Consider the following 12561-nt stretch of genomic DNA (forward strand, 5'->3'; position numbering starts at 1 on the left):
ATATAATAACATATAGCTTGAATTAAGGTAGAAATTATGGTTGGGCTTAGAAAACGGAAATTACCAAATGGTTTTGACAGTATTGAAAATGCTAAAGGACGCAAGACTTCAGAGAGTAATGTAGAAAAAGAACCTTCTAATAACCAAGTAGTTAAATATGATACTGCAGGTGATGGCAATTGCTTTTTTCATGCAGTGTTTGGTGATAACAGTTCTGGTACATATAAAGCTGAAAGAGCGCAAGATATGAGAATGGAATGGCACAAATTTTTAAGTCGATTTACGTCTTTAGATGATCCAAGTATGCCAGCTCCTTTAAAGGATCAGCTAGAAAAGGTTTTTAATATGTTTTTTAATAAGCCAGGGGATTTAACTGGCAAGTCTGATAAAATAAAGGGTCTGGTTAAGCAAACAAATAGGAAAATTGAAAATGCTGAAGGTAATGTGAAGAGGTTAGTAAGTAGAGCTGTTAGCAAATTTAATATATCGCATAATCAAGCTGTGCTTAATCTAAGTGAATATGCAGAGGCTCTTGATGGCATTGGTGAGAGTGACTATAATGCCGAATATAACAGTGATTTTATTACACGCTCATTTCTTGACAAACCTGAACTCTATCAATCCTATCTAGAAGCAATAGAAAGTAAAAGTTATTTTCCTTTTATTGAAGAAATTCAATTATTAGCTTCTTTAGCTAACATTGAAATTAATGTCCATTGTAAAGTTAGCGGCAGAGAGAAACAACAAAAGTTTGAACCAAATCCTGAAATGATAAACAATGATCAACTAAATCAGATGTTTAATCGTGCGAGTTATAAATTAAATGACGAGTTATGGGGTAGTAAAGAGAGAGAAACAATATATCTTGAAGGAAATCATTACTCTAGGGCTAAAATTGTAACTCAAGAGTTAATAAAACAGCAGCAGGAGCAAGAAGACTTTCTATTAGCAAAACAACTTCAGATAGATGAAATTTTGGAATATTGTGATCTTTCAAAGGATATCTCTGAGAGAGTAGAGATTGAGAGGGAGTTTGATGAGTTATTGGCAAAAAATGCTGATGGAAAAATTGGTGATGTTATAGGGCAGTGCATTAATGATGTACAGCAACGTATAAAATGCCTTGAGGAGCCAGTCTTATCAAGAAGGTGCAGTGTGGAAGAAGCACGTGTAGAAAAAACATTTTATCAACAACAAGTACCACAACCTGTAAGATAAGTCTTCATAGTCTATATACTTCTATAGGGGGGCATTCTATAATAAAAGCCATGCTCATTTTTAACCACTGCTTAATAAGAATAAAGTCTTAGCAAAACAAACACAAGAACAATAGGATTTCTTGCTTGCAAAGCAACTCCAAGATCGCGAGGAAAAAGACTTTTTCCTTGCAAGGCAACTTCAAGAGCAACCCTCACGCACAATCCCTTAACCCAAATGGAGGAAGTAAAAATAGAAGATCAGCAGCAACAAATACTTATAAAATAATAACTCTATGGTTAATGTGCGAGATTTAATTAAAAAATGTTGTCATTCGAGTAGCTGACACTGGGCTCCAATGTCAATTACTCGGATAACAAAAAAACACAGGCTTCACATGCATCTGCAGTACTGTATTAGTCTACTATCTTCATTCCCACAACATTATACCCTGAATCAACATGTAAAATTTCTCCAGTTGTACCACTACTCAGGTCGCTTAATAAGTATAGTGCTGCCTTGCCAACATCTTCTATTGTAACATTGCGTCTAAGTGGAGAATTACTTCTATTCCATTCCGATATGGAGTGAAAGTCACTTATTCCAGAAGATGCCAAAGTTCTGATTGGACCAGCAGAAATTGCATTTACTCTGATGTTCTGTGGTCCGAGATCACATGCTATATATTTTACACTTGCTTCAAGTGCTGCTTTACATAAACCCATCACATTATAATTTGGCATAACTTTTTCAGCACCATAGTAGGATAAAGTAAGTAAACTACCGCCATTTAACATCATTTTTTCCGCTCTTTGCGCTAAAGCAGTAAAAGAATAGCACGATATATGCATTGCATTAATAAAGTTGTTTAGTGAAGTATTGACATATTTACCATTTAGCTCATTTTTATCGGAGAATGCTATTGCATGTACCAAAAAATCAATAGCACCCCACTTCTCCTTTATTTCCTTAAAAGCATTATCTATAGTTTCCTCATTTGAAACATTACAGTGCAATATTAACTCTACATTTAATTCACTTGCTATTGGTAATAATTTCTCTTTTATTGTTTCATTTTGATAAGTGATTGCAAGCTCAGCTCCATGTTCTGAGAGGGTCTGTGCTATACCATATGCTATTGACCTTTTATTTATTATTCCGGTTATTAACCCTTTTTTGCCCTGCAATATCATAGAATTATTTGCCTTTTTTATAATTTGAAATATTAACTAGGCAAAGTCAATTATGTTTTAACTGTAGCTAACGTATAAAAAAGGTTCTGTCGCATCTATAAACCATAGGAAAGAAGATCATTAAAGGTGGGATTATAGGAGTTATGAAGCCATTAACATAGCAAAATTCTCAAAAGTAGAAACATTATTTTAATAATTTGTCTTTTTTGAATCATACGAATATTTTCGGTTCTGTCGCATTTGTAGGGAAGTAGAAAGAAGAATGATATAATTGTCTAAAAAAAAGCAAAGATGTTTCGTATCAATCAAAAATTGTTGCCATATTTCAAAGGATTTAGCTTTTCAGCGGATGTTATCTGTATACATGAAATGTCGATTCTCTTTGAGCTATCGAGATTTGGAAGAAATGATGAGTATAAGGGGAGCAAAATGCTACGTTACAAAGGTGGGTTATCACCACTGATAGATGAGGCAGTAAGGAAAAGAAAGAAGCAGGTTGGTAGTAGTTGGAGAGACTTACATTAAATTAAACGGTAAATGGGTTTATTTATATAGAGCACTATTGGTAATACTTCCTCTTGTGTGTTAGTAGAGACAAGTCTGCAGCACTTGCATTCTTTCGTAAAGCCTTCAGGAGTAACTATCTTCCTGAGAAAATTGTAATTGATAAAAGCGGCAGTAATACTGCTGCTCTTGATGATTTGAATGCAGAAATTTCTGAAGATTATAGTTCTTCAAATAAAATATCTAAATAATATTGTTGATAGATTTATCAAAAAACTAATAAAGCAAATGCTTGGGTTTAAAAGCTTCCATTCCGCAAAGATTACCATCACAGGCATAGAAAATATTCGTATGATTCAAAAAAGACAAATTATTAAAATAATGTTTCTACTTTTGAGAATTTTGCTATGTTAATGGCTTCATAACTCCTATAATCCCACCTTTAATGATCTTCTTTCCTATGGTTTATAGATGCGACAGAACCGTTGGTAAACATGAAAGCGCTTTACAACGTTTTTTATGTGAAAGCCAATGTCAGCTACTCAAATGATACCATTTGTTATAAACTCACTTTTACTCTATGGTCTTGTCGATATCCTGAACAGATACAATATTTTTTATTTATAAAATGAAGTAACTACTTATCGTAAAGTTGATCTATAGATATAATACTACCATTTGATGACTTTTCAGCACATTTCTCACTTTCATATTCTTTATCAGAATCAACGCTAAATACTAAAGTATCTCCTGAAATTTTATCATGAAACTCACTAATAGCAAAAAACGGTACAGTGACTTGTTCTTGTTTTCCACGAAAGCTCAAACTGACGCTAAACTTATCTTCAAGAACTTTTAGACCAAAAAATTGATGCTGTAATATAATAAGCATTTGAGTAGGGTATGATTCTTTCAAGTAGTCTGGCATGACAACACCATTAAAGCGCGTAAAAAACAGTATCTCTAAGTGAGGAGTAAAAACATTATCTAATATAGTATTCAAAGCCTTTTTGATAACTTGAAATTTAGCATAACTAATCGACTTCTGATAATCTGTTTTATCCATATAACCCTTACATGTTTGGGGGAACTTCTGTTACCCGGCGTTCCCTAAACCGTGCTTATAGCAATGAAGTTATAGTGCCTAAATTAAGCAGCTAATGCAACATTGTCTTCAGCAGCAAAGTTATCGTTTGCATCTAAATTGTGAACTCTTAGCGGTGGTATCTAACCGAGCAAAGCTACCATCTTTACTATGCATGTCGATCCTTACTCGCCCCCGTATCAATCAAAAAATATGGTGGAGGCGCCGAGTACTGCCCTCGGGTCCAATACACCTATTACAAGGTAATTTTATTGCCATAGTGTATAAAAAATACACATGCTTATTATACAGTAGTATTGAATAAATGTCAAGTTATTGAACTCCAAATTGATTGGCAACTAAAAAACTAATATAAAAATTACTTCGCCTATTTATCTAATCTTAGTATACTCACAGTAGAGGTATTTTTAGAGCTCAAAATCTATCTTCGTCTGCAGACTTTTCTATCAAATAATCAAACTCAGTAAAAATGTAGCGTATCTTCTTCAGCGCACATGGGTGCACACATATGCTTAATCTCTGTCGTATGTGCGTTACATTTTTTCTGTTCTTTATTAATAAATATGGGGGATTCTATGCCTAATTCTTAACAAAAAACTACTCAAATGCTTTTGTAGCTATTGAATTTCTGAGTTCAAGAAAGCAAGAGACAGTGTGAGAAATGGCACAAGCCGAAAAAAAGATAAGTTGTGGAACAAAAAATGCAGACAACTGTGGAAAATTACCCACTGGAATCCAGACTTTGATTGTCAAATAAAAAATTCACATCTTAAAAGGATCATATACATTAATTTCCTTAATTTTCACTTTTTCATTTAATAATCTTAAGATGGGCTGTAAATCATCGTCGATTGATAAGCACAGTACTTCTCTATCAAGATAATTGGCTAAATGATTCTTCTTCTCAAGAATTTCTGTTTCTTCCAATAAGTCACATTTATTTAACACTACAATTTCCTCTTTTTCAACAAGATCGCTATTGTAAAGCTTCAGTTCATTATGCGTACAATTATAAGCTGAAATAATGTCATCGTGAGTTACATCAATTAAATGCAGTAAAATTTTGCACCTTTCTATGTGCTTTAAAAATTTGTGTCCGAGCCCAACTCCAAGATGAGCATCAGCGATTATTCCAGGAATATCTGCTATTACAATTTCGCTATAATCCACTTTTGCTACACCTAAATGTGGTCTTATAGTAGTAAATTCATAATCGCCTACTTTCGTATCAGAATTCGAGCAGCGGGTTAAAAATTTAGATTTACCTACATTTGGCATACCAATAATGCCAACATCAGATAAAACTTTTAGCTTCAATATTATATTTCTTTCTTCGCCAGGCTGACCATGGGTAAAATGTCTTGGTGCCCTATTGGTAGCAGATTTAAAATTGGTATTCCCAAGCCCACCTTTTCCACCTTGCACTACTTGAAATTCCATGTCAGGTTTATCAAGATCTACTATCACTTCCTCACTTTCTTCATCGATTATTTGTGTACCAACTGGAACTTTAAGTATAATATCTTTTCCTGCTGTGCCAGATCTATCTCTACTCGTACCACTTTTTCCATTACTCGCTTTAATGTGTCTTCGACAACGAAAATTAAGCAAAGTGTTGAGATTTGCATCACTGATGAAAATTATGTCTCCTCCCCTGCCACCATTACCACCGTTTGGACCACCAAATTCAACGAATTTTTCTCGACGAAAACTCGCGCAACCATCGCCACCATCACCTGCTTTTAAATATAATTTAACTTCGTCTATGAAATCCATGCCAACTCACGATAATATTTAGCATTTTCTCCTAATGAACTTTCTATTCTCATCAATTCATTATACTTTGCAAGCCTATCAGAACGCGACAGCGAGCCAGTCTTTATTTGCCCACAATTCGACGCAACTGATATGTGGGATATCGTTGTGTCTTCTGTTTCACCTGAGCGGTGAGAAATAATAGCCCTGTAGCCATTTAATTTTGCCATTTCAATAGCAGCAAAAGTTTCCGTAAGTGTTCCTATCTGGTTTGGCTTGATTAGTACAGCATTTGCCATTTTCTCCTCTATTCCTTTACTTATTAGTTTACAATTTGTAACAAATAAATCATCTCCAACCAATTGAACTTTATTCCCAAGTTTTACAGTAAGTAATTTCCAACCTTCATAGTCGTCTTCATTCATTGCATCTTCTATAGAAATTATTGGATATTTGCCTACAAGGTCAAAATAATACTGAACCAATTCCTCTGAAGTGAGTTCTCTGTTTTCAAATTTATAAACTCCATCTTCATAAAAAGTAGATGCAGCAACATCAAGACCCAGTGCAAAGTGATTTTTCATCGAATAACCGGCAGATTCAACAGCCTGAATTATCAAATTAAGAGCTTCTTCAGTGCTTCCAATGTTTGGTGCAAAACCACCTTCATCTCCTACGTTTGTACTATAACCTTTTTTCTTAAGAATGCTGCGCAAGTTATGAAATACCTCTGCAGATATTCTTATTGCTTCACTGAAAGTTTCAGCACCAACAGGAAGAATCATAAATTCTTGAAAATCGAGTTTATTATCCGCATGTACTCCACCATTAATGACGTTAATTAGCGGAACTGGCATCTGCTCTTCCCCTACTCCCAAATACTTATATAACGGCATTTTAAAGCTGTTTGCTGCTGCTTTTGCAACAGCAAGAGACACACCCAAAGTTGCATTTGCTCCAAGTTTAGATTTATTTTTTGTTCCATCTAGTTCAATTAAAACTTTATCAATTGCACTCTGGTTTGCTGCATCCATGCCAATGATTTTATTTGCTATCACTCCACTCACAGATTGAACAGCTTTCAGCACTCCTTTACCACAATACCTTTTTTCATCTTGATCTCTCAGCTCCAATGCTTCTAGTTTACCGGTCGAAGCCCCAGAAGGGACAGCGGCTCTACCTGTTGCTCCATCACATAGTTCTATTTCTACCTCAATTGTTGGGTAACCCCTGCTATCTAAAATTTCTCTTGCAAATACACTGCTGATCGTCTTTTTCATCATGCTAAACCTCTACTAGATTCACAATTGTGTGCACGTTCGGGAAATGTCACCCCAGCGCTGTAACATTCCAGTGTACGAACATTGCAACCTACAGATAAACAGATAATTTGAGTAGCAGATGTTGTCATTCCAGTGCTTGACACTGGAATCCAGTTTTTATTATACAGCCACTTATTTAAAGTTAAGTTTTCTGGATCCCAGTGTCTGGGCACTGGGATGACACCATTCTTAATGGAAGCTATCCCCATATCACAATGTCTGTACAGTTGTTTGCCTAGACACTGGGATCCAGTTTTACTACACAATTTTATCATATAAATCACCAATGCTTAAGTTTATTTTACTAGCAGCAGCTTTGCAGCTTCTCTTGCTAGTTTAGCTATATTACTACCAGCACCAATAAATAATACTACATCTCCTGAACTTGTCGAATTACTAATAAAATGTGAAATGAGTAAAGCATCATTCATAATCTTCACATCATTAAACCCATTACTGATCAAGGCTTTTTGTATATCATCAATTCCACAGCCAGGAATAGGCTTATCTTCTGGAGGATGGACAGGAGTGAGAATTACATAATCAAACATCATGAAAATTCGTACGAACTCATCAAAAAAATTACGAATACGAGCAAAACGAAGCGGCTCGATAATTCCTATTACCTTTCTTTTAGCAATCGAACGTGCTGCTGCCAGGGTTGCCTGTATTTCATTTGGGTGGTGAGCATAATCCTCAATTAACTTAACACCTTTAATATCGGCAATTAAAGAAAATCTCCTTGCTACTCCTTTAAATTCCAAAAGACCTTTTTTAATCTCTTCATCACTAATTCCAAGTTTCACTGCAACTGATATTGCAGCCAGGGCATTGCTAACTTTATGCATTCCTATTGCATTTGATAGCACTACATTCTTTATAATTCTGGTACAAGGTTGAATATCTTCTTTTTGTCTTTCGAGAGCGAGTTCTTTTAATCGAAACACTATATGTACATTATCATCATCAATTTCAATGCGTTGAACTAATTTTCTAATTATATTAAGTTTAGTCTCCCAATCTGCCTCTGATAAATCACACTTTTCCTTCGTTATGTGCTCTCTTACCATCTTAACTTCTTCCCATACTACCTCTTCTAGTATATCCGCGCGTATTGATTTGCTGTTACATTCACCAAAACGTTTTCTAGAACAACGATAGTAACTTTTTCCTCCCTTAGCATTACTCATTCCATAATAAACGGATTTGCAACACTGACATATCACTAACCCTTGTAATAAGTATTTTCTTCCACTTTGTTGCATTTTTTCTATTTGTAGCTTTTCTTTTTCCACACTGTATCTCTACGACTTATATATATTTTGCCTATAGTAAAATACGCACATAATGAGCCAAATCAAGGAAAGTGCAAACCAAGTAATTGCGTATTCAAGATGCTTTATTGGCTGTATAGTCAATTTGCCACCAAAATTATCTTGCCACAATATACATTTCTCTAGCTTAATACCTAGTTCATTGGAGATCTCTTCTGTACTTAGGGTAAACCATGTATTTGAAGCAATATCATTTTTGATAAACCAATTTTTGCTACCATCACAATACAAAACGCCATCAGCAGCTACTTTTTCAATTTTTGCTTTTTCTTCTTTTTTTTCTCTGACTATTCCTTTATTTATTAACATGTAATGTCCATTGATAAGCAACATAGGAGACAGCACATGATAGCCACGTTGACCTGCGAAAACATATAGTTCTATATCACTTAAAATTCCGTCGATTTTAACGTTTCTGTAGTTAAACTTTGAAAGATTATCACTAGGCAGTAGATGAATAACTGGAAGATCCATATTTTTGATAATATTATTCTTCCAGCTCAATCTAAATAACTGCCATAACCCGAGTGAAAAAAGAAGTAAAAAAGGTATAATGAAAATAAATACTGTTTTTCTTAACACTCTATATTTGTGTTCTCAAGTAATTTTCAATACCCATAAGCTCAATAAGGTCAATCTGTTCTTTGATCCAATGTAAGTGCTCTTCCTCATTTTTCAGTAGTCCTTCTAATAACATTACACTCACGAAATCCTTTTCTTTTTCAGCAACGGAAATTGCCTCTTTGATGCCCTTGATACCTTCTTCTTCTAAGTTAGAATTATCTTCTAAGATTTTCTGCATTGTATCTTTTGTGAACTTTCCTTCATACTTTGAGATTTTATTTGTATCTTGAAAATTTGGCATGCCCTTAAGCAGTAAAATTCTTTCTGCTAGCCTATTTGCATGCTCAAGTTCTTCATTAAGCTCGTTTTTCATCTTTTCTGCAAGTTTATTAATTCCGCTATCTTTAAGAATCGCAAAATGCAAAAGATACTGGCGTACAGAAGTCAGCTCATTTGTAAGTAATTTATTTAAATGTTCTACTATTTCTTTATTCATAACCTTTCTTTAGCTAATATACCAATGTAATCTACATAACAATCAAGGCAACATCAATTCATTTTTCTCACAACAATCGTATCAAATAGCACATCATGAAATGCCTGTTTCCTCTGAGAGAAGCAAGCAACTAAATACCAACTGAAGGTAAGCATCACTATAATCACTTCTAGTGTACTTAAAGCATTTACTGATGTTTGAAAAAGTTTGATAAAGGTGATAATTGAATTATTTAGCATAGGAAGAAAAAACTGAGAGATAGTGCGATCAAATGCTAAGCTCAAACCTATTTTAGAACTATCTAAAGTGATAGTATATATATTCATTAACTGTTGACCAGGAGTTGCTTGAGCTGTTGAAGATATAAAATATGTAAAGTAGCCACAATTTATACACATGTATGACAGGTGTAAAATTAATGGAAAATCCCCTAATGACAACACAATTAGTAAGGTTGGAATTAATAAAATTGCTACATCTATTAAATATGCGCAAAAGCGCCTGTGTACACTAGCGATCTCTGTCATTACCACCTATCTTTCAAATACTTTACTATGAATTCTGTAAGTTTATTAAAATGTTGAAAATATAACAAATCTTCATAACCTCTTATTGATTGTCCGTATACAATAGGTAAGCAATTTGCATTTTGTGCACATAGAATGTCTGTGATGCTGTCACCAACAAAAAACACATTTTCTCTATTTACAGGTAGCGTACTCTCCTCTAGTGCAAATAGCAGTGGAGTTGCAGATGGCTTATCTTCTGCAGTATCACATGATCCAACTATTCTTTCAAAGTAAGAATCTAGTTTAAAGTAGGCAACTTCTTGACGTAAATTAGTATTTTTCTTATTGCTAACTATCGCTAGGTAAATATTGTGGCTTTTCAGTGTCTGCAGCATTTTCTCTACTCCTTCATTCAGAGTAATATTTTGTAACAATGCATTATCTAGGTATTTTTGATATATCTGATTCGCTTTTTTCCACTGATCACCAAACAAATTGACCATGTAGCTCTTTCTTGATTCATGAGAATTTCTATCAACAACTTTACTGCCAGATCCCATCAAATCTAAAGTATGCTTAATGGCATTAGAAATATTATCTTGAGTATCAACTAAGGTATTATCCCAATCGAATACTACCGCTAATCGGCTATTTTTCATTTTTATATTGTGACGTATTTTAAACTAATAAGTAAATAATATTTTGATGATAAAGCTTCTATGTTAATCATTTTTACATAGTAACCTAATACACTGGTTATATTATATGGTTCTGTCGCATCTATAAACCATAGGAAAGAAGATCATTAAAGGTGGGATTATAGGAGTTATGAAGCCATTAACATAGCAAAATTCTCAAAAGTAGAAACATTATTTTAATAATTTGTCTTTTTTGAATCATACGAATATTTTCTATGCCTGTGATGGTAATCTTTGCGGAATGGAAGCTTTTAAACCCAAGCATTGGCTTTATTAGTTTTTTGATAAATCTATCAACAATATTATTTAGATATTTTATTTGAAGAACTGTAATCTTCAGAAATTTCTGCATTCAAATCATCAAGAGCAGCAGTATTACTGCCGCTTTTATCAATTACAATTTTCTCAGGAAGATAGTTACTCCTGAAGGCTTTACGAAAGAATGCAAGTGCTGCAGACTTGTCTCTACTAACACACAAGAGGAAGTATTACCAATAGTGCTCTATATAAATAAACCCATTTACCGTTTAATTTAATGTAAGTCTCTCCAACTACTACCAACCTGCTTCTTTCTTTTCCTTACTGCCTCATCTATCAGTGGTGATAACCCACCTTTGTAACGTAGCATTTTGCTCCCCTTATACTCATCATTTCTTCCAAATCTCGATAGCTCAAAGAGAATCAATCGACATTTCATGTATACAGATAACATCCGCTGAAAAGCTAAATCCTTTGAAATATGGCAACAATTTTTGATTGATACGAAACATCTTTGCTTTTTTTTTTAGACAATTATATCATTCTTCTTTCTACTTCCCTACAAATGCGACAGAACCCTAAAAAAGAAGTAATACATATAATCGGTATAGGTGGAATTGGAATGAGCGCAATTGCTGAAATTCTTCATAATTCCAGTTATAAAATTCAAGGCAGTGATACGCGATCAAACGACAATATAGATAGGTTACAAAAATTAGGTATAGAGGTCTATATTGGTCACGATGCAAGTAGTATTAGACAAGCTCAAATAGTTGTACATTCTTCCGCAATAAAACCTGATAATGTGGAGCTAGTTGCAGCAAGAAATAACAATAAAACAGTTTTGCATAGGTCAGACATGCTGGCTAAAATTATGAAAGGTAAATATGTGATAGCGGTTTCTGGTTCAAGTGGCAAGACAACAACAACAGCTATGATTGCTTCCATTTTTGATCATTCTGGTACTGATGCTACTGTAATTGTGGGAGGAATATTAAACTCCTATCAGAGTAATGCAAAACTTGGCAAGAGTGACATTTTTTTAATCGAGGCTGATGAGTCTGATGGAACTATGTTAAAAATTCCTGCAAATATTGCTGTTGTAACAAGTATTAATGACGACCATATAGACCATTACGGTACATTTAACGAAATCAAAAATGCATTTTCTCGATTTGTAAACAACGCGGATTTTGCGGTTTTACCTGATTCTGCAAGCGTCAATTATGATGAGAATAATTCTATAACGTTTGGGTTTGGGAATGATAAGATTAGAGCCAGCAACGTCAAACAACACAATAATAGCATAGAATTTGATGTATTGATTAGTATAAACGAAAATAACTGGATTCCATTGTCAACTACTCAAATAGTTGATAGGGATGGGATAAAAGCAGCTCTTGATTCGTCACTTCAATGCTTGAAACGGGACTCTCGTTTCAATGTTGAACAAAATACTATAGAACTCAAGAAGACAATCCCTAGAAAATCTCTACATCCCAAAAAAAGTAAATCGTACTAATGCTATTTGAAAGAACTAGCGCAAAAGTAAGCTAAATTTTTTAGGGTATAAAAACAGCAAGAAACAGTATTTTAAAGAAAGTTAGAATTTGATTGGATTGTTGA

Annotated in this window: 10 protein-coding genes, 1 other RNA gene and 4 pseudogenes; 3 read left to right on the plus strand and 12 right to left on the minus strand. The window is 34.1% G+C overall.

Going from position 1 to position 12561, the window contains the following annotated elements:
* The first annotated feature begins 36 nt into the window (after window positions 1-36).
* Window positions 37-1218, plus strand: coding sequence for a hypothetical protein (locus ACE38P_RS00490; protein WP_264704412.1), 1182 nt, complete (start codon window positions 37-39; stop codon window positions 1216-1218).
* Window positions 1219-1613: 395 nt separating this feature from the next.
* Here the strand turns inward: ACE38P_RS00490 and ACE38P_RS00495 are convergent, their stop codons facing one another.
* Entirely contained in the window at window positions 1614-2390 is a 777-nt protein-coding gene (locus tag ACE38P_RS00495; RefSeq protein ID WP_010406361.1) for an enoyl-ACP reductase, read from the minus strand.
* A 291-nt stretch (window positions 2391-2681) separates the two neighbouring features.
* Here ACE38P_RS00495 and ACE38P_RS00500 point away from each other — a divergent pair.
* Window positions 2682-3319: pseudogene (locus ACE38P_RS00500) on the plus strand (IS6 family transposase).
* 212 nt (window positions 3320-3531) lie between these two features.
* Here the strand turns inward: ACE38P_RS00500 and ACE38P_RS00505 are convergent.
* The 11 genes and pseudogenes from ACE38P_RS00505 to ACE38P_RS00560 form a co-directional block, all read right to left on the minus strand.
* Complete coding sequence (locus ACE38P_RS00505) at window positions 3532-3960, minus strand: ClpXP protease specificity-enhancing factor SspB (RefSeq protein ID WP_374699319.1); 429 nt, start codon at window positions 3958-3960, stop codon at window positions 3532-3534.
* 14 nt (window positions 3961-3974) lie between these two features.
* Window positions 3975-4314, minus strand: a transfer-messenger RNA (tmRNA) gene (ssrA, locus tag ACE38P_RS00510).
* A 447-nt stretch (window positions 4315-4761) separates the two neighbouring features.
* Window positions 4762-5775 carry an Obg family GTPase CgtA gene (cgtA, locus tag ACE38P_RS00515; protein ID WP_374699320.1) on the minus strand — a complete coding sequence of 338 codons (1014 nt, stop codon included), beginning with the start codon at window positions 5773-5775 and terminating at the stop codon, window positions 4762-4764.
* Entirely contained in the window at window positions 5763-7037 is a 1275-nt protein-coding gene (gene eno, locus ACE38P_RS00520; RefSeq protein WP_374699321.1) for a phosphopyruvate hydratase, read from the minus strand. Before eno ends, cgtA begins: the two co-directional genes overlap by 13 nt.
* Before the next feature lie 335 nt (window positions 7038-7372).
* Window positions 7373-7957 (minus strand): annotated as a pseudogene (locus tag ACE38P_RS00530) (glutamate ligase domain-containing protein); the annotation flags it as partial.
* A 201-nt stretch (window positions 7958-8158) separates the two neighbouring features.
* A pseudogene (locus ACE38P_RS00535) lies at window positions 8159-8341 on the minus strand (zinc ribbon domain-containing protein); the annotation flags it as partial.
* A gap of 39 nt (window positions 8342-8380) precedes the next feature.
* The gene (locus ACE38P_RS00540; RefSeq protein ID WP_039833846.1) at window positions 8381-8992 is read right to left on the minus strand and encodes an SURF1 family protein; all 612 of its coding nucleotides are present in this window, start codon (window positions 8990-8992) and stop codon (window positions 8381-8383) included.
* A 1-nt stretch (window position 8993) separates the two neighbouring features.
* Window positions 8994-9470, minus strand: coding sequence for a bacterioferritin (bfr, locus tag ACE38P_RS00545; protein ID WP_007302660.1), 477 nt, complete (start codon window positions 9468-9470; stop codon window positions 8994-8996).
* 53 nt (window positions 9471-9523) lie between these two features.
* Complete coding sequence (locus ACE38P_RS00550; RefSeq protein ID WP_064085312.1) at window positions 9524-9997, minus strand: RDD family protein; 474 nt, start codon at window positions 9995-9997, stop codon at window positions 9524-9526.
* Complete coding sequence (locus ACE38P_RS00555; protein WP_010401658.1) at window positions 9997-10638, minus strand: HAD family hydrolase; 642 nt, start codon at window positions 10636-10638, stop codon at window positions 9997-9999. The genes ACE38P_RS00550 and ACE38P_RS00555 overlap by 1 nt, the downstream gene beginning before the upstream one ends.
* A 167-nt stretch (window positions 10639-10805) precedes the next feature.
* Window positions 10806-11447: pseudogene (locus ACE38P_RS00560) on the minus strand (IS6 family transposase).
* A 53-nt stretch (window positions 11448-11500) separates the two neighbouring features.
* Here ACE38P_RS00560 and ACE38P_RS00565 point away from each other — a divergent pair.
* Entirely contained in the window at window positions 11501-12457 is a 957-nt protein-coding gene (locus ACE38P_RS00565) for a Mur ligase domain-containing protein (protein ID WP_374699323.1), read from the plus strand.
* Window positions 12458-12561: the final 104 nt, after the last annotated feature.

This window comes from Wolbachia endosymbiont (group A) of Limnophora tigrina (genome assembly GCF_964263225.1).
Lineage (GTDB): Bacteria > Pseudomonadota > Alphaproteobacteria > Rickettsiales > Anaplasmataceae > Wolbachia.

Bases quoted from the DNA above. Each gene is read 5' to 3' on its own strand.
- ACE38P_RS00490 (WP_264704412.1), top strand. From the start codon at position 37: ATGGTTGGGCTTAGAAAACGGAAATTACCAAATGGTTTTGACAGTATT.
- ACE38P_RS00495 (WP_010406361.1), bottom strand. From the start codon at position 2,390: ATGATATTGCAGGGCAAAAAAGGGTTAATAACCGGAATAATAAATAAA.
- ACE38P_RS00505 (WP_374699319.1), bottom strand. From the start codon at position 3,960: ATGGATAAAACAGATTATCAGAAGTCGATTAGTTATGCTAAATTTCAA.
- cgtA (WP_374699320.1), bottom strand. From the start codon at position 5,775: ATGGATTTCATAGACGAAGTTAAATTATATTTAAAAGCAGGTGATGGT.
- eno (WP_374699321.1), bottom strand. From the start codon at position 7,037: ATGATGAAAAAGACGATCAGCAGTGTATTTGCAAGAGAAATTTTAGAT.
- bfr (WP_007302660.1), bottom strand. From the start codon at position 9,470: ATGAATAAAGAAATAGTAGAACATTTAAATAAATTACTTACAAATGAG.
- ACE38P_RS00550 (WP_064085312.1), bottom strand. From the start codon at position 9,997: ATGACAGAGATCGCTAGTGTACACAGGCGCTTTTGCGCATATTTAATA.
- ACE38P_RS00555 (WP_010401658.1), bottom strand. From the start codon at position 10,638: ATGAAAAATAGCCGATTAGCGGTAGTATTCGATTGGGATAATACCTTA.
- ACE38P_RS00565 (WP_374699323.1), top strand. From the start codon at position 11,501: ATGCGACAGAACCCTAAAAAAGAAGTAATACATATAATCGGTATAGGT.